23 protein-coding genes and 2 tRNA genes are annotated in these 19,577 nt (G+C 68.1%); 18 read left to right on the forward strand and 7 right to left on the reverse strand.

All coding sequences use genetic code 11. The features are described from left to right. Positions 1–426 precede the first annotated feature (426 nt). Positions 427–774 carry a divalent-cation tolerance protein CutA gene (cutA, locus tag ACRX5W_RS00010; RefSeq protein WP_436785767.1) on the forward strand — a complete coding sequence of 116 codons (348 nt, stop codon included), beginning with the start codon at positions 427–429 and terminating at the stop codon, positions 772–774. Here the strand turns inward: cutA and ACRX5W_RS00015 are convergent. Continuing rightward, the gene (locus ACRX5W_RS00015) at positions 771–2,027 is read right to left on the reverse strand and encodes a transcriptional regulator (protein WP_436785768.1); all 1,257 of its coding nucleotides are present in this window, start codon (positions 2,025–2,027) and stop codon (positions 771–773) included. The two genes, cutA and ACRX5W_RS00015, sit on opposite strands and share 4 nt — an antisense overlap. Before the next feature lie 242 nt (positions 2,028–2,269). On the opposite strand from ACRX5W_RS00015, the gene ACRX5W_RS00020 reads away from it, so the two are divergent. From ACRX5W_RS00020 to ACRX5W_RS00040, 5 genes are all read left to right on the forward strand, one after another. Then, entirely contained in the window at positions 2,270–2,557 is a 288-nt protein-coding gene (locus ACRX5W_RS00020) for a hypothetical protein (RefSeq protein ID WP_436785769.1), read from the forward strand. Between the two features lie 2 nt (positions 2,558–2,559). Beyond that, positions 2,560–3,561, forward strand: a complete 1,002-nt coding sequence (locus ACRX5W_RS00025; RefSeq protein ID WP_436785770.1) for an MvdC/MvdD family ATP grasp protein — start codon at positions 2,560–2,562, stop codon at positions 3,559–3,561. Beyond that, positions 3,558–4,664, forward strand: coding sequence for a methyltransferase domain-containing protein (locus ACRX5W_RS00030; RefSeq protein ID WP_436785771.1), 1,107 nt, complete (start codon positions 3,558–3,560; stop codon positions 4,662–4,664). Before ACRX5W_RS00025 ends, ACRX5W_RS00030 begins: the two co-directional genes overlap by 4 nt. Positions 4,665–4,801: 137 nt before the next feature. Beyond that, a tRNA-Leu gene (locus ACRX5W_RS00035) sits at positions 4,802–4,862 on the forward strand. Positions 4,863–5,686: 824 nt separating this feature from the next. Beyond that, on the forward strand, positions 5,687–6,298 hold the full coding sequence (locus tag ACRX5W_RS00040; protein WP_436785772.1) for a hypothetical protein: 612 nt from the start codon (positions 5,687–5,689) through the stop codon (positions 6,296–6,298). A 223-nt stretch (positions 6,299–6,521) separates the two neighbouring features. Here the strand turns inward: ACRX5W_RS00040 and ACRX5W_RS00045 are convergent, their stop codons facing one another. Together ACRX5W_RS00045 and ACRX5W_RS00050 are read right to left on the reverse strand one after the other, a co-directional pair. Next, the gene (locus ACRX5W_RS00045) at positions 6,522–6,857 is read right to left on the reverse strand and encodes a YnfA family protein (protein WP_436785773.1); all 336 of its coding nucleotides are present in this window, start codon (positions 6,855–6,857) and stop codon (positions 6,522–6,524) included. Between the two features lie 109 nt (positions 6,858–6,966). Then, the gene (locus tag ACRX5W_RS00050) at positions 6,967–7,458 is read right to left on the reverse strand and encodes a peptidylprolyl isomerase (protein WP_436785774.1); all 492 of its coding nucleotides are present in this window, start codon (positions 7,456–7,458) and stop codon (positions 6,967–6,969) included. A 374-nt stretch (positions 7,459–7,832) separates the two neighbouring features. Between ACRX5W_RS00050 and ACRX5W_RS00055 the strand changes: the two genes are divergently transcribed. Both ACRX5W_RS00055 and ACRX5W_RS00060 read left to right on the forward strand, forming a co-directional pair. Further along, on the forward strand, positions 7,833–7,967 hold the full coding sequence (locus tag ACRX5W_RS00055) for a DLW-39 family protein (protein WP_231779397.1): 135 nt from the start codon (positions 7,833–7,835) through the stop codon (positions 7,965–7,967). A gap of 180 nt (positions 7,968–8,147) precedes the next feature. Then, positions 8,148–8,220: transfer RNA gene (locus ACRX5W_RS00060), tRNA-Ala, on the forward strand. 92 nt (positions 8,221–8,312) lie between these two features. On the opposite strand, the gene ACRX5W_RS00065 is transcribed toward ACRX5W_RS00060, so the two are convergent. Together ACRX5W_RS00065 and ACRX5W_RS00070 are read right to left on the reverse strand one after the other, a co-directional pair. After that, a complete protein-coding gene (locus ACRX5W_RS00065) occupies positions 8,313–9,524 on the reverse strand; it encodes a tyrosine-type recombinase/integrase (RefSeq protein WP_436785775.1) in 1,212 nt (403 codons plus the stop codon). Further along, on the reverse strand, positions 9,505–10,131 hold the full coding sequence (locus ACRX5W_RS00070; protein ID WP_436785776.1) for a helix-turn-helix domain-containing protein: 627 nt from the start codon (positions 10,129–10,131) through the stop codon (positions 9,505–9,507). Before ACRX5W_RS00070 ends, ACRX5W_RS00065 begins: the two co-directional genes overlap by 20 nt. A gap of 130 nt (positions 10,132–10,261) precedes the next feature. Here ACRX5W_RS00070 and ACRX5W_RS00075 point away from each other — a divergent pair, with 130 nt between their 5' ends. The 8 genes from ACRX5W_RS00075 (at position 10,262) to ACRX5W_RS00110 (ending at position 15,851) form a co-directional block, all read left to right on the forward strand. Then, positions 10,262–10,525 (forward strand): DNA-binding protein, encoded by a 264-nt coding sequence (locus tag ACRX5W_RS00075; protein WP_436785777.1) that lies wholly within the window; start codon positions 10,262–10,264, stop codon positions 10,523–10,525. Positions 10,526–10,602: 77 nt separating this feature from the next. Next, the gene (locus ACRX5W_RS00080; RefSeq protein ID WP_436785778.1) at positions 10,603–10,833 is read left to right on the forward strand and encodes a hypothetical protein; all 231 of its coding nucleotides are present in this window, start codon (positions 10,603–10,605) and stop codon (positions 10,831–10,833) included. Next, positions 10,830–13,181, forward strand: a complete 2,352-nt coding sequence (locus ACRX5W_RS00085) for a DUF3987 domain-containing protein (RefSeq protein WP_436785779.1) — start codon at positions 10,830–10,832, stop codon at positions 13,179–13,181. Before ACRX5W_RS00080 ends, ACRX5W_RS00085 begins: the two co-directional genes overlap by 4 nt. Beyond that, positions 13,178–13,816 (forward strand): hypothetical protein, encoded by a 639-nt coding sequence (locus tag ACRX5W_RS00090; protein WP_436785780.1) that lies wholly within the window; start codon positions 13,178–13,180, stop codon positions 13,814–13,816. Before ACRX5W_RS00085 ends, ACRX5W_RS00090 begins: the two co-directional genes overlap by 4 nt. 7 nt (positions 13,817–13,823) lie before the next feature. Continuing rightward, positions 13,824–14,042 carry a hypothetical protein gene (locus ACRX5W_RS00095; protein ID WP_436785781.1) on the forward strand — a complete coding sequence of 73 codons (219 nt, stop codon included), beginning with the start codon at positions 13,824–13,826 and terminating at the stop codon, positions 14,040–14,042. A gap of 10 nt (positions 14,043–14,052) precedes the next feature. Further along, complete coding sequence (locus ACRX5W_RS00100; RefSeq protein WP_436785782.1) at positions 14,053–14,460, forward strand: helix-turn-helix domain-containing protein; 408 nt, start codon at positions 14,053–14,055, stop codon at positions 14,458–14,460. Between the two features lie 18 nt (positions 14,461–14,478). Then, entirely contained in the window at positions 14,479–15,081 is a 603-nt protein-coding gene (locus tag ACRX5W_RS00105; RefSeq protein WP_436785783.1) for a hypothetical protein, read from the forward strand. Further along, entirely contained in the window at positions 15,081–15,851 is a 771-nt protein-coding gene (locus ACRX5W_RS00110; RefSeq protein WP_436785784.1) for a hypothetical protein, read from the forward strand. The genes ACRX5W_RS00105 and ACRX5W_RS00110 overlap by 1 nt, the downstream gene beginning before the upstream one ends. Before the next feature lie 847 nt (positions 15,852–16,698). Here ACRX5W_RS00110 and ACRX5W_RS00115 read toward each other — a convergent pair. Both ACRX5W_RS00115 and ACRX5W_RS00120 read right to left on the reverse strand, forming a co-directional pair. Beyond that, positions 16,699–16,923 carry a hypothetical protein gene (locus tag ACRX5W_RS00115; protein ID WP_436785785.1) on the reverse strand — a complete coding sequence of 75 codons (225 nt, stop codon included), beginning with the start codon at positions 16,921–16,923 and terminating at the stop codon, positions 16,699–16,701. A gap of 261 nt (positions 16,924–17,184) precedes the next feature. Beyond that, entirely contained in the window at positions 17,185–17,433 is a 249-nt protein-coding gene (locus ACRX5W_RS00120; protein ID WP_436785786.1) for a hypothetical protein, read from the reverse strand. A gap of 173 nt (positions 17,434–17,606) precedes the next feature. On the opposite strand from ACRX5W_RS00120, the gene ACRX5W_RS00125 reads away from it, so the two are divergent. Beyond that, positions 17,607–18,950 carry a transcriptional regulator gene (locus ACRX5W_RS00125; RefSeq protein ID WP_436786736.1) on the forward strand — a complete coding sequence of 448 codons (1,344 nt, stop codon included), beginning with the start codon at positions 17,607–17,609 and terminating at the stop codon, positions 18,948–18,950. A 35-nt stretch (positions 18,951–18,985) separates the two neighbouring features. After that, on the forward strand, positions 18,986–19,516 hold the full coding sequence (locus ACRX5W_RS00130; protein ID WP_436785787.1) for an NUDIX hydrolase: 531 nt from the start codon (positions 18,986–18,988) through the stop codon (positions 19,514–19,516). Positions 19,517–19,577: the final 61 nt, after the last annotated feature.

The raw sequence follows: 19,577 nt of genomic DNA on the forward strand, positions 1-19,577 counted from the left end.
GGCCCGCCGCTCCATGTCTCCGCCACCGCGCCGGCCCGCCGCTCGCCTGCCCGCGCCAGAAGCAAGCGGCGCGCATAGGCCAGCAACGAAAGAGAGGCCGAGTACCCCACGACACAAACGGGAAGCCGCAGTTGATCGTCGTTGTTCTGCGGGAGCCCGTCACCGGCCCGCCCTGGCGGGCGTTCCGGCGCCACCCTCAGGCGCCGTCCCGACGCAAGGCAAAAACCGTGATGGAGTGGTCGTTACGGTCTGTGGCCCGGTTGAGTCCCGACTCAGTCTCGGGGTCTCAGCTTCTCGCGGCTCACCTGTCTGTGGTCGCCTTCCCGAGACGCAAATTAACGATGAGCAACAGGACGACGAGCACCCGCAGGAGTTCGGGCGCACGGGCCGCAGCTTGTAAGGCAGTTGGGCGGATACGCTCGCGGCATGACTGACTATCTGACCGTCTTGACCACCACCGACGGGGAAGAGGCAGCGGCGACGCTTGCCGAGTCTGCGGTGAACGCGCGGGTAGCGGCGTGCGCCCAGATCGTCGGACCGATCACGAGTGTGTATTGGTGGGAGGGCAAGGTCCAGCGCGACCAGGAGTGGCAGGTCATCTTCAAGACCACGGCTGGCCGGTACTCCGACCTTGAAGCGCACATCAAGGTCGAACACACCTACGACGTACCCGAGGTCATCGCCGGGCCGATCGTCGCGGGCAACCCCGCCTACCTCACGTGGGTGTCTGAGGAGACCGCAGACCCGAAGGCTGCTAAGCCCGCCGCCGACTAGCCCAGCACCGCCCGCAACTCTTCGCCCAGTTCACGGGATTGGACGTTGCGGCTCGGCAGTCGGTCCACGAGGTCCAGCAGCCTTTGCCGACCGAGTGTTGCCTCACCGCGAGTTGTCGCCGTTGCTGCCTGCCGGGCCGTCACTGCCGCGCGATCGAGGTTGCCGACCTGAACGTAAGCCGCCGCAACGTCCGCCAGGACCACGGCCCGGATCTTGGCATCATTGGCGCCCAGCCGAGACTCCGTGCGTTCCGCTTCCTGTTCCAAGTCGCGGTGTTCGAGCCGGGCCAGCGTCGACACCGCGAGCGAATCGAGCCGGGCCGGGCCGAAGAACCGAACCCAAGCTTGCTCGCTCGCTGGATCGGCATAGTCGTAGGCGGTGCGTGCCCGTTCGAGGGCCCGAATCGCCCCCTCCTGATCCCCCGAGGCCGCCGCCTCTTCAGCCTCACGCGCGGCCAGCCAAGCCCGAGCGGTTGCACAACCGGGGCCGGTGACGCGCTCTTGCCCGGCGGTGAGCATCTTCCTTGCCTGTCGCGGGTCTTCGACGGTGTACGAGGCGTATCCCAGGACGAGCGCCCCGAGCGCCGGATGATCGGCTTCTTCGGACGCGGCCATGGCAGTACGAAGGTAACCGCGGGCGGTGTCGGTCTCGCCTATGTCCCAGGCCAGCCACCCCGCGAGTGCCGCAGCTTCCCCGGCCGCCACGGTGAGTGCCAAGCGGCTTTCCCCCGCGGAAGCGATGAGTCCGGCGATTTGGTCGACGTGACCGGCAGCCGCCGGGTAGAGCTGACGTGCCGGATGCCGTTCCTCAGCGGCGAAGAGAGCCGCCGTACGTTCCACCAAAGCGCCGGCACTTGCTCGATCGACGCGTGGAGCACGGAGCGCCGCAGACAGCCGCCCCCAAGGTTCGGATACCAACTCGGCACCGCCAACACCGGCGATTTGCAGGAAAGTTCGTCGGAGCACGGGGTCTTCCTCCTGTCCGTGCGCAACGTAGTACGGGGCGGGTGGAACGAAGCCAAGGCAGTCCAGCGGCACGCCGAACAGCTTGCGCAGGATGCGTTGCGCGTCCTCACGCGGCCACGGCGGCATCGCCGATTCCCACCGGCGGACTTGCCGAACCGTGATCGACGCCCTTTCTCCCAGGCGCAGAGCACACGCGTTGTACGCCGTGACGAACTGTTGCTGAGTGCGCCACCCGAGCCGAGTTCGAGCAGCTACCAGAAGCGGATTCCCTGGCTTGCGATCGGCCATCGTTCCCCCGATGTCTCGTCTACGTCCACGGTAAGGCCGCAATCGCGGGGGGTGAGCAAAAGTCCTCCCAGCGTCCTCTTCTCGTACCTCGTCACCGGATGGACAGGGCGGTTGCCTGGAGTCGCGGTCAGGGCGTGGCCCACAGCGCCGCCGCCAAGGCGGGCCCGGCAGTAACAAGCGTTCCCCCCGTTGGGTTGTTGCCGGGTCTGCCGTCCATCGTTCAAGCGCACGAGGAGGAACAGATGTCCGCATTGATCGAGCGGTTGCCGACGCTGCGACACGACGTCTCGGCCGACGCCCCCGGGCCCAAGCGCACCCGTCCGTATGGGCTCGACGCCATGACGCACGCCGTTCCCGTCGACCTCTCGGCTTTGCCGATGGTCGGTCTCGACCCCGAAACGCAACTCTCGACCGTCAACGGCGAAGTGTTCCTGGCGACGGACCCCGCGATTGTGGCCGGGTCGAGCTGTAACACGGAGTCCGACGGGCAGACCGTGATCTCCGTCGACACCGACCAGAACGACGACTGAGCATGGCGACGAAGCCCAAGGGCACGAGCACGCGTGGTGAGGAACCGCGCGTGCTCGTCGTCACTCACGATCTTGACCCCACCGCCGATTTCGTGTTGCGCGAACTCTCCCGCCGTGAAGTGCCGTTCTGGCGTACGGACTTGGCGCACTTCCCGTTATCGACCAAGCTACGGTCCGAGTTGCGGCCCGATGGAAGTTGGGTCGGCGATCTCCGGCGCGACGGCCGCGGAGTCGATTGGTCGGAGCTACGCGCGGTGTGGTGGCGCAAGCCCACACCGTTCGCGTTCGCAGACTCGATGAGCACGCCTGAGCAGGCGTTCGCCGCGTCGCAGGCCAAGCGCGCGTTCGCGGGCATCTTTGCCTCGCTGCCCGATGTGCTCTGGGTCAACCAGCCCGAACGTATCGCCGACTGCACCAAGCCACGGCAGCTCTCGGCCGCCACGATCGCAGGTCTGAAAGTGCCGGCCACCCTGATTACCAACGACCCGAGCGCCGTGACACCGTTCGCGATGCGCCACGGACGCCGGATCATCACCAAGGCTCTCGGCGGCATCGTCCACACGGAAGACGGCAAACGCGGCCAGCTCTACACGTCGCGCGTGCCGCCCCAGGACTGGCCGAACCTCCGAATCGGGTTGACCACGCACCTGTTTCAGCAGGAGATCGTTGACAAGGCGTACGAAGTGCGCGTGACGATCGTGGGGAACCGGATGTTCCCCGTGCGAATCCACGCCCCCGAAGGACCGGGACGCCTTGACTGGCGACGAGACTCGGGCAACCTGCGCTACGAGGCCGACGAGTTGCCCGCGTCGATCGAACGCGGGCTCAACGACATGATGCGCAGTCTCGGCCTGGTGTTCGCGGGGATTGATCTCATCGTTGACTCGACAGGAACCCACTGGCTCATCGACGTGAACACGGGTGGACAGTGGGCATGGATCGATCTCGTCCGCGATGACATCACCGCCGCCATTGCCGACCTCTTGGAGAAGGGCAACGTATGACCAGCTCACTCGACATCGCGGACGAAGCCGCGGCGATGCGCGCCGACTTGGTCGATGGTCTGGTCAACGACGGCCTACTCACCGACCAGGCATGGCGGGCCGCGTTCGAGGAAGTGCCGGCGCATCTCTTCGTTCCCTACTTCTACGACAGCAACGGCCAGCGAATCGCAGGAGACGACGCGGCCACCCGAGCGCAGTGGTTGAGCGCGATCTACTCGGACCGCGCGCTTGTCACACACCGCACGGACGGGGCCGCTACGTCGTCGCGGAGTGAACCGTCCCTCATGGCGCGCATGCTCGACGCCCTCCAGGTCGAGTCGGGCATGAAGGTGTTGGAGATCGGCAGCGGCACCGGATACAACGCGGCCCTGTTGTCGCACCGGCTCGGCAGCGACAACGTGGCCACGGTCGATGTGGTGCCCGAGTTGACCGAGGCCGCCCGGGAGCGGTTGGCCGACGCCGGGTATCAACCCGTTGTCGACACGGGGAACGGTGCGCACGGATGCCCGCAGTACGCGCCATACCACCGCATCATCGCGACGTGCCGAGTCGACACCGTTCCGCTTCCATGGGTGCAGCAGCTCACCGCGGATGGGTTCATCCTCGCGCCCATCGGCGGAGCGTTGGCGCGCATCAGGCGCACGGGTCGGAAGTCGGCCGAGGGCCGGTTCCTCGCGGGTGGTGCATTCTTCATGCCGCTTCGCAATGCCCCGGAAGACGGGGTGCCCCACCGCGCTCCCGCGTTCCCCGAAGGGAAGGGCCGCAAGTCGACGCTGCCGTTGGCCATGCTCGCGAACAACGATTTTCGGTTCCTGGCCGCCATCGCCGCGCCGAATCTGATCTGGCAGTACGACTTCAACGACGAGCGCCAAATCACGGGAGCGCGTGTGTGGGCCGGCGATGACTCCGTGGCGTCCGTCCGTGACGACGACGTGGCCGAGGCAGGCCCCCGCAAGCTGTGGTCGTTGCTGGAGTCGGCATACCGTGCGTTCGACGACGCGGGCCGCCCGAGCCCGGACCGCTACGGTCTCAGCGTCGACGGGTCGGAACAATGGGTGTGGCTGGAGACCCCGGCCGGACTCCGCTGGAAGCTCGGCACGTAGCCCGCTCCGCCACACGAGGCACACCTATATATAGGCGCACGTTAGGCGCGAGGAACGAGCGGCAACCGGTCGGAACGCGTCGCAACTGATGTCAACGGGCGGCCCTGACTACGGCGAAGGCATATCAGCCCAGGTCAGGGCCATGATCAAACTACCCTGATAAGGAAGAGGCCACAGGTTCAAGTCCTGTTAGGCCCACTCCAGAGCGTGCAGGTCAGAGCCCCTTTCTCCGCCAGCGGAGAGGGGCTCTTGATCGTTTTGGGCGCAGATTGGGCGCAGACCATCAGCGACGACGGCGATTGCTTTCGGTCGCCGACGGCGACACGGGCCATTTGCGGGGCAAGAACGGCTTGGGCTTGGTCGGTCGGATGACTCCTGTGGCATCCGTTCGTGACGACGATGTGTGATGCAGGCCCGCGGAAGCTGTGGTCATTGCCGGAGTCGGCCTACCGTGCGTTCGACGACGCGGGCCGTCCCGTCCGGAGCGTGATGGTCCCAGTGTCGACGGGCCATCGGCATTGCGCAGCACTTCGCCCCCGCCGTGCCTGTGCAGGATGACTCCCCGGCGCACATTCACCGTCGGAAAAGACCCTCGCGGCGGGGGGCGCGGGCTCCCTAGGGTCTTGTACAGCCAGGGGCTGGATTGTCCCGGCTTTTCCCCCGCGCCAACAAACGGAGAGTTCTGCATGCAAGGTTCCGACGTCGGCGGATTTCATGTCGCTGCCGGCACAGGCGATTTCGCGCAGGAACGGCAGCCGACGGGTCGTATGAGGTTTCCGGAACGTCGCATGCGTTCTGCCCGCGCTGTCGGCCATCCCCGGGCGAAACGGTTCGTCTATGGCGCTGTTCTGTGCGCGCTGATGGTGCTGACCGCTTGCGGCGGGGGTTCCGACGACCCGGTCGGTCCGCCCGGAGGCGGGGCCGAAAGTCCGGCAGGTGGCGGCGGGGCCGGAAACGCACCCAGGCCCCCCTCGGTCCCTGGTGGGCCCGAACCGGACGCGAAGCCCAGCAGCGCGCCTGGGGTGTGGGAGAGCACGGAGTTCAAGGACCTGTCCCAACCCCCTCCCCTCGGTCGGCTCAAGACCGCGGACTGTCCCGCCTACACCGCCGCGTTGGCGGACTACGGGAACCACCCCTCGGGGGGCATGGTGACCAAATCGACCTCGATCAAGCCCAAATTCAACCCCGAATGCATCGGCTGGCGCACCGGTGACCCGCCCAGCGTCCGGGACATCGAGCCAGGCCACATGGAATACGAACTGGCCTTCAACTGCAGCCCGTTGTACGAGAATCTCAACCAGATGGACGAGCAACTGTCCAAGCACCTGAAGGAAGCGAGCGGGGCCGGGGCGTCCGGCACCCCCAGTCCCTTCGCGGCATCCAGCACCTTCAGCCCCTTCTACCGGCTGTCGGAATTCGAGCAGGGCTACGCGTTTGCCACGCTGCGCGAAGGAGTCGCGGGCTCGTCAACCATCACGGCGAGGTACACCACCGGCGACACCCTGTGCTCGGTCGACTTCAAGGTGCAGCGCTGGACGGTCAACAGCGACGGCAACGAGAGGATGGTCGGCCTCAGCCAGGCCGAGACGTTCAAGGAACTCACTCTGATCATCAATGCCATGGCCAAGGGGTAGGGCCGCGTAGGGGCGAGGAACGAGCCGCAACCAGTCGAGGCGCGTCGCAACTGGTGTCAACGGGCGGCCCTGACCACGCCTGACCACGGCGGAGCAGTATCGCTGTCAGGCCCACTCCGAAGAGCGTGCAGGTCAGCGGCGCGGAACCCTTTGCGGGGGACCGGGCCTCCGTCGTTGGTGGATTCCAGGACCCGGAGCCTCCCCAACTCGGCTTGGTGGCCCGTCAGTTGCCGCGGGGGGCGTACATGATGACGCCCACTCCGGCGAGGCAGATCAGGGCGCCGATGACGTCGTAGCGGTCGGGGCGGTAGCCGTCGAGGGCCATGCCCCAGGCGAGAGAGCCGGCGACGAAGACGCCGCCGTAGGCGGCGAGGATGCGGCCGAAGTTGGCATCGTCCTGGAGGGTTGCCACGAACCCGTAGGCGCCCAGGGCGAGGACGCCGGCGCCGATCCACAGGGCGCCGCGGTGTTCGCGGACGCCTTGCCAGACCAGCCAGGCGCCGCCGATCTCGGCGAGTGCGGCGGCGACGAAGAGGGCGATGGAGCGGATGATCGTCACCGGCGCGAGCGTAGCGATGGCGACCGGGAGCTGTGGTGGGACGGCGCGGGGGTCGGCCCTGGCGCGCGTGGCGCGGGGCCGACGGCCGTCGGTGGGGGGCTGGTGCGCGTCAGACCGTGCCGCAGTCGGCGATGACGATCTGGGCGCTGGGTGTGCCGCTCTGGGAGCCGTAGGACTCGATCTTCTTGACGACGTCCATGCCGTCGACGACCTCGCCGAAGACGACGTGCTTGCCGTCCAGCCAGTCGGTGACGATCGTCGTGATGAAGAACTGCGAGCCGTTCGTGTTCGGGCCCGCGTTGGCCATGCTGAGCTGACCCGGCTTGGTGTGCTTGAGCTGGAAGTTCTCGTCCGCGAACTTCTCGCCGTAGATGCTCTTGCCGCCGGTACCGTTGCCGCGCGTGAAGTCGCCGCCCTGGAGCATGAAGGCGGGGATCACCCGGTGGAACGCCGATCCCTTGTAGCCGAATCCGTGTTGTCCGGTGGCGAGCTCCCGGAAGTTGCGGGCCGTCTGCGGCACCACGTCGTCGAACAGCTTGAAGGTGATCCTTCCGATCGGCTCTTTGTCGACCGTGATGTCGAAGTAGACGTTCTCGCCCATTGCTCTGATCCTCCTGGACCGCGTGTGGGACGGCTCGGGCCGTCTCGGTTGATCGCGCGGGCCGCGATGCGTGACCGAAACCCGCCCCGCCGAGCATAGGAGTTGTGGTGGCCCACGCTGCGTCAGCGGTCCGCGTCCGTCGTCGGCAGGCGAACGGTCGCCGGTCGTTTGCTGCGATATGCCCCGACCGTGTGACGGAACGCACCGCGAAGGCGGCTACCGCAGGGGTCCCCCCGCCCGGTAATCAAGCTGTTATTGTCGAGTCGGCCCCAGCTCCCCAAGACCCGGATCCTTCGCGGCCCGGGAGACGCGACATCAGCGGTATCGGCGGTGTCGTGGGGCCGGACGTCACTCGCAGGACGGAGAGGCACGCAATGAAGAAGCTGATCCTGGTGGCCTTGGCCGCTGTGGCCGGACTGCTGGTCTACCGGCAGATCCAGGCCGACCGTGCCGAGCAGGATCTGTGGACCGAGGCGACCGACCCGGTCCCGGCGGGCTCGGTGCGCTAGCCCGCCTCGGCGGCGAACGCGCCCACAGGCACTGAAAGGTCGACAACCAGTCGTCAACGCAGTCGCGGGTCCCGGCCGACAGGAACGGGACCCGCGATATGCGGCGGACCGCACGCGTGTTCTCCGATATGCTCGGGAGCGCCGGCGGACCTGCCGATCGTGTTGTCCCCGGCTTTCCGAGGGGCCATAGCTCAGCTGGTAGAGCGCTGCCTTTGCAAGGCAGATGTCTGGGGTTCGAGTCCCCATGGCTCCACAGCAGGTCAGAGCCCAGTTTCGGGTATGTGTACGGGCGGCAGAGATGCCGCCCATACACATTTTGTACACGTGGTTTGGAACGGGCAGCTTCTAAAGCCGCGCGCGGTGGGCGTTCAGGATGTCGGCAACCGCCTGTAGTCCGGCCCTCCGGGTACGCTCCCGATCGAGCTTGCTGGCCACCTCATCGAGGCGGTCCGGGAACAGATGCCCGTACAGGTCCAAGGTCATCGTCGCCGACTTGTGCCCGAGCATCTGCTGTACGACCTTGACGTCGGCCCCGGCCGCGATGCTCAGACTTGCCGCCGTGTGACGAAGCTTATGCGGCGTGATCCCGAGACCAGCAAGGCCGGCCGCTTTCACCGCCGGACCGAAGATGCGGGTACGGAAGTTGTCCCCGTACAGCGGTCCGCCCTGCGGGGCCGAGAAAAGCAGTTCGGTCGGTGCGCGTCCCTTCACCAGGGGCGCCAACTCGTCGGCCAACGACCGCAGGAGCGGGACTTTCCGCCGCTCGTGAGTCTTGGGCAGGCCGAGGATCAGTCCGCCGCGCGTCTTCTTGTACGCCTGCCGCACGGCCATACGCCGCCTGTCGACATCGACGGATCCGACCGTTACGGCCGAGATTTCACCCCACCTCAGCCCGGTGTACGCCAGGATCAGGAGCAACAGCCGGTACTCGCCGGCCGCGTTCGCCAATCGGTCCACTTGGCCGTGAGTCAGGTACACGTGATCCTGCGACACCGGCCGCGGCAACGGCACTCCGGCCGCAGGGTTCACGGCGATGCGCTTTGCACGGACCGCGTGGCCCATGACGAGCGACAGCACGAGATGGATCTTCTGGATCCTGGCCGGCCCGACCGGCTTGCGACCGTTGCATCCGACCGCCAGTTCGCCGACCCACTCCGCTACGTCTTCCCACTCGACGCCGCGAACTTGGTAGTCGCCCCACTTGGGCAGCACGTGGACGCGCAGGGTGTCGAGGTACGTTTCCCGGGTCGTCGGCTCGATCTTGTTGAGCGTGGTCTGCCACTTCTCGGCGACCTCGGCGACGGTGGCCTTGCCCGCTGAAGCGTCCCGGTAGCTGCCATCCCGCAGACGTGCCTCAACCACGTGTACGTGGTTCTCCGCTGCGGGCAACTTCCCGAACGTCGCAGCCTTCCCTTTCCCGTCAGGGCCGTACCAGCGGACCCGCCACCGGCCGGGAGGCTGCCGCTTGCTGCCGGCTTTCTTCGCGGCCTTCCACTTCGTCATCGCGGCCTGGTAGTCGGCGTGCGTCTCCCGGTCCTCAATCCACACTCTGGCCACGGTCGCCCCCCTCCTCGGCTTCTTCCGGCGAACTGATGACGACCGTGGTCACGCCCGCGTCGTCGGTGCTTCGCGCCGCCGTGCCGCGCTGCTCCATGTATTCGATTGCGTCTCGCGCGCCTTGCCGGTCAGTGATCTTGAACGCCACGCGGCCCGGGATCCGGTCGTCGCCCCTTGTGGTGAACAAGCCGATCGGTCGGGAGTTGAGCAGAAATTCCGTGACCGCCCGCTCGGCTTCTTCCTCCCGTTCGGGCAGCCTCAGCGGCTCGTTGCACCACGCCCAAGTCCAGGCATCCCGCGCGTCGACGACGCCGCCGCCGGTGATCTCCGTGTCGGCCCGCGCGTCCGCCGGCAGAAGCAGCGTCACGGGTGAGACATCGAGCGCGACGGCGAGAGCCATCAACTCATCTGCTGTGACTGGCCGTTCGGCCTTCTCCATCCTGGTGATTCCGGAAGCGGGAATCGCACGCCCGTTGCGCTCCAGAAGTGCGGACATCTGCCGCGTTGTCAGCCCGCGCAGCTTGCGCAGGCGCGCCAAGTTCTTGGCCACGGTCTTACCCGTCGGCCCGGTCTCGATCGCTCGTCGCCCACGCTGCTGCTCAGTCATGGACGACAGCCTATGCGGGATCATCCGCCTTGCTTTAGGGCCGGTATCGGCTACCATCTGCGTCATGCGATGCAGCATAAGCCCAATTGGTGCTTACCTGCACCACCAGATCCCAGAAAGGTGGGCCCTGATGACCCGGAAGCCTCCACCCCGGAAGGCCGAAGTTGTCCGCGTCGAAGCCGACGGCGACGAGTTGCTGTCACCGAAGCAGGTGTGCGAACGGTGGCCCGCCGCGTTCCCCAACCCGCAGTCGCTCGCGGAACGCAGGTGGCGTCAAACGGGTCCCGACTACGTGAAGACGGCGCCCGGACGGTCCGGACGGGTCCTCTACCGCACGTCTGCGATCACACGGTGGCTGGACGACCGCACCGTTTCGGGGGGCGCCGCAGCATGACCGGACGCACAGAGACCCGCCAGGGGCTAACTGGCGGGTCTCAGAAAGACCACACGGGCGGCGGGTCTGAAGACATCGTGGCACAGCCCGCAGTGACGCGGGAGGACACCCGCGGCATTCAAGGCGTGCTCATCGACGTACCGCCCACCGTCTGCGGCCGGGTCCTGGCCACGCGCGGCACGTTCGAGGTGGTCGTCACCTGCCCGAAGTGCGCCCGGCTGCACCGACACCGCGGTGTCGGCATCCGCCGTGCCCCGTGCGGCCGGACCTACCTCGTACGCATCCGCGGAAAGCAGGTGCGCGCATGACCGCACTCGACCGCATCACCAACGCGCTCATCGCGCACGGCCGTTCCGGGCGCGGGTCGTCGTGGCAATGCCCCGCCCACGAAGACGCCGCGCCGTCCCTGTCGATCGGTCGGAACGCGGCCGGAGACGGCGCCGTCGTCAACTGCCACGCCGGATGCCAGACCACCGACGTGATGACCGCACTCGGCATGGGCCTGTCAGACCTGTACGACGAGCCCCGAACCGAGAGGCCGCAGCACGTGCGCCCCGAAATCACCGAATACCCGTACGTCGACGAGAGCGGCGTGGTGCTGTGCCGGGTCCGCAGGTACGAGCCTGGTTTCAACGACGAGCGAAAGACGTTCCGGCAGTTCCGGGCGGACGGGACGCCGGGCGTGAAGGACGTGCGGAAGGTCCCCTACAACCTCCCGGCCGTCATCGCTGCTGCGCAGGCCGGCGGGCTCATCCTCGTCGGGGAAGGCGAGAAGTGCGCCGACGCGCTTACCGGTGTCGGGATGACCGCGACCACCAACATCGGTGGCGCGGGGAAGTGGCGCGACGAGTACAGCCGCTACTTCGTCGGGGCGTCCGAGGTCGTCGTCATCGCCGACCGCGACGAACCCGGACGCAGGCACGCCACCCAGGTCGCCGAGTCGCTCGACAGGGTCGGCGTGCCCGTCCGGGTCGTCGAACCCGCGGTCGGGAAGGACGCGTTCGACCACGTCACGGCCGGGAAGGGCTTCCACGACCTGGTCGATACGGATTGGCGTCCCACAAATCCCAAAATCCCGACGCAGTCTCAGCCTGCGGACGACGACCGGCTTTCTGGGATTTCTGGGACGCAACCCGGGATGGACGGGTGGGACGAACCGATCTCGATCGACGCCGTCCCGCTGCCTGCCCTTCCGACCACGAACCTCGGCGCGCTCGGCGAATTCGTCGAGGCACAAGCCGCCTCGCTGCAAGTGCCGCCCGACCTGGTCGCGTTCGCTGCTCTCGGCACCATCGCGGCAGCAACCGGCGGACGTCGGCGCGTACAGGTCAAGCCGGGTTGGTACGAGTCGACCGCTCTGTACCTGGTCGCGCTCGCCGACTCCTCCGACAAGAAGACACCCGCACTCAATGCTGCCGCCGCGCCGCTGCGGGACGTCGAGACGGAACTCATCGAAGCCGCGCGGCCCGAGGTCGAAGCGCTGGCCCAACAGATCCGCGTGACCACCGCCCAGATGACCCGCGCCGAACAGAAAGCCGCCGGCGACAAGCCGGAGAACGCGTTGGCGGACGCCGAGGGCGCGCGGATGAAGCTCCTCGAACTCGGCGATACGCCCGAGCTGCCGCGCCTGCTCATCGGCGACGCGACGCTTGAGGCCATCGGGAAGGTCATGGCGGGCAACAAAGGCCGTCTCGGCGTCCTGGCCTCCGAAGCAGGCTTGTTGAAGATCGCCGCAGGGCTGTACGGCAGCAAGGGGCAGGCGAACACCGACCTGTTGCTTGAGGCGTACAGCGGCAGCCCGTACACCATCGACCGCACCGGCCGCCCGTCCGCGCGGATGGCGTCGACGTTCCTGTCGATCGCCCTCCTGATTCAGACCGGCGTCCTGGCCGGCGTCGAGCGCAAGAACCCCGAGTTCCGCGAAAACGGCTTGCTCGGCCGGTTCCTGTACGCGCTCCCGGCGCCCTCGGGGCTGGACACCTTCGACTCGCCGTCGGTCCCATTCGACATCGCGGACGACTACGCCAAGCGGATTCGCGCGGTGATCGAACGGGTGTGGAACTGCCCGGAGACAACCACGCTCACGCTCGACTCCGGGGCGACGCAGGCGTTCGGCGCGTTCTACGACGGCTTCGCCGCTCGTCGGCAGCCGGGCGGAGACCTGCACGACATCGCCGACTGGGCGGGCAAACTCCGCGGGCAACTCATCCGCGTCGCTGCCTGCCTCACGGTGTACGAGAACCCCGAAGCGACCGTAATTACGCACGCCCGGATGGTCGACGTCCTCGGCTTGGCGCCGTACTTCATCCGGCACGCACAAGCCGCATTCGATCTGATGAGCGCGGACCACGACGGCCGGCTCAAGCCGCTGCGGGACATCGTCGCGTGGCTCCGCTCCCGCCCGGAAAAGGTGCGCGCCAAGGACTTCTCCGCGCGGGACGCGTGGCAGGCCCTCAAGGGACGCAGGTGGGCCACGGACATGGAAGCGATGACGGACGCCCTCAACGACCTTGAGGACTACGGCTGGATTGCGCAGCGTCCCGCGCCGGAGCGGCCTGCCGGATCCCGTGGCCGGCCTCCCTCTCCCCGATACGACGTCCACCCGTGGATCGTCAATCCGCCCGCGAACCGACCCGAGGAAACGGAAGCCTCATGACGAAGCAACTCACCACCCAGAACGCGACGATCACCACGGCCGCGGTCGAGGTGAAAAGCCTCACGATCACCGGCAAGCAAGTCACGCTCGCTGTGTTCCGACAGCTCCGGGAAGCGCGCCTCATCGCTCCCGACGGGACTCTGAACGGGACGCCGTGGGGCTACGTCAACTACTGCCCCGAGAAGAAGGTGACCCGCGACGACGGCTCCGGCGACATCATCGAATGTGCGAGCACTGACCACCGCCATGTGGTCTGGCAGATGGGCACTGAACTCCGCCGGTCCCGTGTGAGCCCACCCGAGACCTGGCGCACGGGCTTTTGGTCGGACTGGACCGACACCTTCGCCCAAGCCAGCTACTGCACGAACCAGCACCGCCAGCCCGAGTGGCTGACGTCGGTCCTCCGTGAGGGATGGAACGAACACGACTTCATGCACGACGGCTTGCGATGCACCGCGTGCGCCACCCTCGAACGGCCTTATGAGCCGGGGCACGTCTGCTGGACGCTCGAAGACCTCGAAGCCGCCCGCGTGGCACTCTCGGCGGAAGTCGTCGTCGAGAAGCAGGCGCGCGTTCGGCGCCGCGATGCGTGGCAAGCGATGCTCGACCTTCCGCAGCTCTTCATTGCGGTGTGAGACGGCCGTGACCGACACCGCAGACGACCGCATCCGGCGCATGGTCGAGGACGCGCGACGCCGACGGGAGAAGCAGGCGCAGACACGCGCCGAGTTCGCCGCCGCGCGCGCCGCAGGACTCCGGCGGCGGCACACCGCGAAGCTCTCCAGACTCCGAGCCGCAGAAGTCGACGACCACCTCGACCACGACCAGGGCCACGACGACGACGGCCCGACGGCCGCGTGAGGACACGACCATGACCAGCACCCGGCCGGCGTCCGCATACGTCCACGGAGACGGGGCCGTCGTCATCGTTCCCGGCCGGGTCGCCGCACACCTCGACCGGCTCCTCAACCTCAACCGCCTGCGCATCGAAGTACGCGGCCAAGACCCCGAAACCGACAACGTCCTCGTCGCGCTCCGCCTCGCTGCCCTCGCGTGGCGGTCCGCCGGCGGACTCCCCGACCGGACATCCCCGGACCCGATGCCACCGTGGATCACGACAGGGCAAGCCGCCGAACTCCTCGCCGTCGACCCCCGACACGTACGCAGGCTCATCACCACCGGCCGACTCACCGCACGGCAACTCCCGTCCGGCGCATGGCTCATCGACCGCGAAACCGTCGAGCACTACCGCGCCGCACGACACCACCGCGCCGCATGACCCCAGGAAGGACAACCCATGGCCAGCAAGCCCGACGACATCCGCGCGACCTACCGCCGCCACCTCGACAGCATCCGCGGCGCACGCAACGTCCACCCCGACGCCAAGAAAGTCGAGGTCGCCCGCGCCTACCACCAGGCCCGAACCGCCCTCGACCGCGCCCGGAAAGAACAGCAGGCCCAAGACGAGAAGATCTGGCCCGACCTCGAACGCCGGCTCTTCGGCTACGACACCGGATACGCCGCACCCGCCGAACGCGCCGCAACCGTCATCGCAGCCCGCGACGCCTACGACCGCGCCGCCAACCTCGGCAGCTCCAAAGACGCCGCCCAGCTCCTCGCACGCGCCGAACAAACAGGAGACGAACTCCTCGCCCGCGCCGTCGCCCAACGCGCCAACGACCGAAGCTGGAACGAAGTCCTCGGCGACTACCTCTCCCGCCGTCCCGAAGCCACCCGCATCTACAACCAGATGTGCGAGATCTACCAGCGGCGAACCAGCCTCAACGGCAACATCAAAACCGGCATGGACCACGCCCTCCACCGGCCCGAAGAACTCACCGGACTCTCCGACACCGACATCGCCGCACTCGCCGGCGACGTCACCCCCGGGGGCCAGTGATGCAACTTCCCTACCCGGCCTTGTTCTACGGCCACGACGCAGGCGCCTACACCCTGCCCGCCGAACTCCTCCACGCACGCGAGACGTTCCGCAAAGTCGAGGCCATGCCCTACCCCAAGCCGCCGCGGAACGCCGAGGAGACCATCCACGACTTCGCCGCGGCCACCGTCGAAGCCCTCCACCACGGAACCGAACTCCCCGACCCCGCCATGATCGAGGACGCACGCACAGCCGAACGCGCCTACCAAGACGCCTTCGACGCCATGCGTATCTGCTTCGACCGCGCGGCGTCCCGCGTCCGCGCTGCCGCCGACCACCTCGACATCATCGTCAACCACCTCGCGCCCGCACTCGACGAGACATGGCAGACGTTCCAGGACGCGTACGTGATCCTGCGCGGGTACGGCGAAACCGAACACCGTCGACTCCTCAACGCGCCCGCGAAAGTCCGCAAAGCCGCGGACACCGTCGACCGCGCCGTCGAGCGGTACAGGCTCGTACGTGCCGGACGCGACGCCCTGCCCCTGCGATGCTCCGACGACCCGCAGAACAAGTACGCCAGCATCCGGAACTTCCACACGCTGCACCCGACACGGCTGCTCACGGCCCGGACCGCGTGGCACGACCTCGACACCCGCCGCTACCTCGCGTGGATGGCGGACCACGGTGGAGAGATCTGGATGCCCACGCCCGACCAGCAGGCGCAGGCAGTGCGGGACGAAGCTCACAGCACCCATGCCCGTCTTCCCCGGAGCCGAGTAGCCACCTGAAACGGCGTCAACGCCACCCGCCCGCGGTATACGCCATGGCCACCACGAGCGGGAGCCATGGCCGGAGAGCGAGTCACCTTTCCTCGCACAGACCCGACCAGCGCCGACCGGCCCCCGGGCACGACACGTAGGCCCGTGCCCGGGGCCGGCACCCCACCCCCACCCGCATGCACACGACAGACCAACGAAGCGAACGCGAACGAACGAAACGAGCATGCGAAGCACGAAGCGAGCACCGGGCCGACAACCCGAACCCCATGCGCGCCACGACCGCCACGGACCGCCGGCGGAAGTCCGCCAGGTACAAAGCTCGGCCCACCCAGACACCCGCACGCAGACACACACCGCAGACCGTCAGGAAACGTGATCTTCCTGCGTACGGAACCCCAGAACCAGGCCGATCACGAGCCGAACCAGCCCGAACCAGAAACGGACAAGCCGGACCAAACCCGGGGTAGGACCCCCTCCCGGCCGCCGCCATGACCGCCGGGGAGAGCAATCGGTAGCGCCGCAGCTCGGGCCCTTTGCGCGGCCCCACGAATCAGGAGGTCCCCAGGATGAGCGCTTGTGCGTCCTGTCGGCAGGAGTTCGCTCCGTCGGGGCGTGGCCGGCTGCCGCGGTTCTGTTCGGACCGGTGCCGGTTCCGGTGGCATGAGCGGCGGAAGACGCTTCGTCGCCGTGTGGCGGTCATGGAGCGGTTGGCGCAGGCGAACCCGGAGCCGTACGCGGCCGGGTACGCACGCCGTGCCGAGGTCGCGCGCGCCGAGCTGTCCCGTTTGGAGAGCCGCTGAGGGCCGGTACCCGGGTCTGCGCGCTCCGGGTACCGGCCCTGTCTGTGTGCCGTCGCCTACGCGACGGGTGCGCGGTGCTCCTCGCCTGCGACGCTTGGCCGCAAGCTGTACAGCCCGAGGTCCGCGTCTTCGGCTTGGTCGAAGTCGAGGAGCAGGCGTACGGGTTCGGCGTGTCCCTCGACGTCGACCTCGACGAACACGGGCCGCGTCGGGTCGCCGGTGTAGCCGGTGCGGACAGGGCCGGTGACCCGGTGGGCGGGTGCGGTTCGGCGGGTGGTCATCGTCGTGTCCTTCGGGTGCGTGGTCGTGTGGGTGGCCGGCCTGGTCGTGGTCGCCGGTTCATGCGTGGGCCCGGTAGCAGGGGCAGCAGTACCAGCGGGTGCCGCCGGGGCCGCGCGCGGTTTCGAGGGGCACGCCCTCGACGGGTACGGGCCCGTTGCCGCAGACCGCGCAGTACCCGAGACGCGTCGACCCTTGGAGGGAGTCCGGTTGGTCGGGTCCGCGGCTGTTGCGGAAGTCGAGCGGATCAGGGCAACGAGGTCTCACGGGTGCCCCGTTCGCGGGTACGACGGCGGGTAGGGCAGCGTGCGGACCAATTCGGACTGCAGCAAGTACCACAGTCGCCACGCGTCTTCGCGGGTCAGCTTTTCGACGGGCCCGTCGTCGACGAGCCGGACGGCGACCGGGCGTTCCGTGTCGCCGCTCGGCCCGACGCTGATGCTGTCGATCGAGGCCATGCCCTCCAGCGCGGGCATGGTGGTCCGTTCGGACGGTCGGCTGTCGATCGTCATGCCGCGCCCCTTTCGGTCGCCGGTGCGGTGTCTGGCGTCGAGCGTGCCCCGCCCGGTCCGGCAGCATCAGGTGTGCACCGGGGACGCGGATGCACGCGTTTCACACGGGGTGTGAACGCTGCTTCGTTACTGTCGACGTGAGAGCAGTCAGAGTCCGACGCGCCGGGGGCGACATGGGCCCGAATACCTTGCTGGCAACGCTTCTCGACGAGGCGGGCATGTCGCGCGCGGGTCTCGCGAAACGCGTCAACGACCTTGCCGCGGAAGCCGACCGGAGCACCCGCTACGACCACACGTCGGTCGGTCGGTGGCTACGTGGGCAGCGACCGCGACCGTGGGCTGTCGACATGGTGTGCACGGCGATTGCCGAACGCCTCGACCGCCCGGTAACGGCCGCAGACGTCGGCATGGAAGCCGGGGGCGACGCCGACCCCACCTCGGTCCCCCTCGGCGCGTTCGTCGACAGGGCGCCCGCCATGTGGCGCGCCGACCAGGCCCGGACGGACGACCACGCGCAGGCGGAAGCCGTCACGACCGGCATGTCCGCCGTCGCCCCGGTGTGGCAATGGGAGAACCCGCCCGACGACCTCGACGTGTCACACCGCGGGCCCGCCCACGTCGACGCCGACGACCTTGAGGTGTTGCGCGCCGCGCGGAAGCACTACGAAGCGATGTACCGGCAATCCGGCGGGTTGACCGCGCACCCGCGTGTCGTGCGGTTCCTCAACGACTACGCCGCACCCGCGATCCGCGGCAGCTACAGCGACGCCACCGGCCGCGAACTCCTGCGCGCCGTCGGGGGCCTGGTCGCCGTCGCCGGTATCTGCGCGTACGACTCCGACCGGCAAGGCACCGCGCAGGCGTACTTTCACCAGGCGCTGCGCATGGCGAAGGCTTCCGGTGACCGGGCGTTCGGCGGGTACGTCGTCGCGTTGCTGGTCAACCAGGCGCTGTATTTGCGCGAGTACCGGCAGGCGACCGCGTTCGCGCAGGCAGGCATCCGGACCGCCGGGCCGCACCTTTCGCCGGCCCTTGCCGCGGACTTGTACGCGATGCAGGCGAAGGCGTACGCGCGGATGCGCGACCAGTCCGGCGCACACCACGCAATGCGCATGGCCGAACAGGAAGCCGCGGTCATCCGCAGGAGCGAGGAACCACCCGAGACGGCGTACGTGCAGCCGGGCCTGGTCGAAGCGCAGTGCGCCGAAGCCCTGTTGAGCCTCAACGACGCTCGCGCCGCGCACGCCTACGCCGAGGAAGCCGTACGCGTCGACGCGCACGCCCGCGGCCGGGTGCACCGCCTCGGGACGATGACGAGCGTCGCCGTGGCGTGCGGCGACCTCGACCGCGCGGCGTGGACCGCAACCGCGATGCTCGACGCCTTGCAGGGGATGGAGTCGCGGCGGCTGCACGACCACCTTCGCGGCGTGCACCGCAGACTTGCCCGGCATACCGACGCGCGTCCCGTGCGCGACGTCGCCGAAAGGGTCGAAACTGTCCTTGCGATGCCCATCTGAGGGCACGCCACCCGGCGGCAAGGAGTCATGACCTCATGCAGTGGCGCAACCTCGGCGAGCGCGACGTCTACTCCAACCAGTGGTTCACCATCCGGCTTGCGGACGTCGAGCTACCCGACGGCCGGCACCTCGACCACTACCTGTTGCGGCAACGTCCGGTCGCTCTCGCCACCATCGTCGACGAGACGGACCGCGTGTTGCTGTTGTGGCGTCACCGGTTCATCACGGACACGTGGGGGTGGGAGCTTGCCGCCGGCGTCGTCGACCCGGGGGAGACGATCGAGGACGCGGCGCGCCGGGAGATGGTCGAGGAAACGGGGTGGCGTCCGGGTGAGTTGCGGCACCTTGCGACGGTCGAGCCGTCCAACGGATTCTCCGACGCGACGCATCACATCTACTGGTCACCGGACGGCGAATACCTTGGTCCGCCCGTCGACGACTTCGAGTCGGACCGCGTCGAGTGGGTGCCGTTGAAGGACGTCCCGGACATGGTCGCCCGCGGGGAAGTCAAGTCCGCGAACGCCGTCGCTGGACTCCTCATGCTGCACCGACTTCGGGGGCTGTAAGACACGTAAGGGGCGCAAGATCGCTGCTCAGCGGCTTGCGCCCCTCTTGTGTGGGGCGCAA

It is taken from the genome of Yinghuangia sp. YIM S10712 (assembly GCF_051388935.1).
Classification (GTDB): Bacteria; Actinomycetota; Actinomycetes; order Streptomycetales; family Streptomycetaceae; genus Yinghuangia.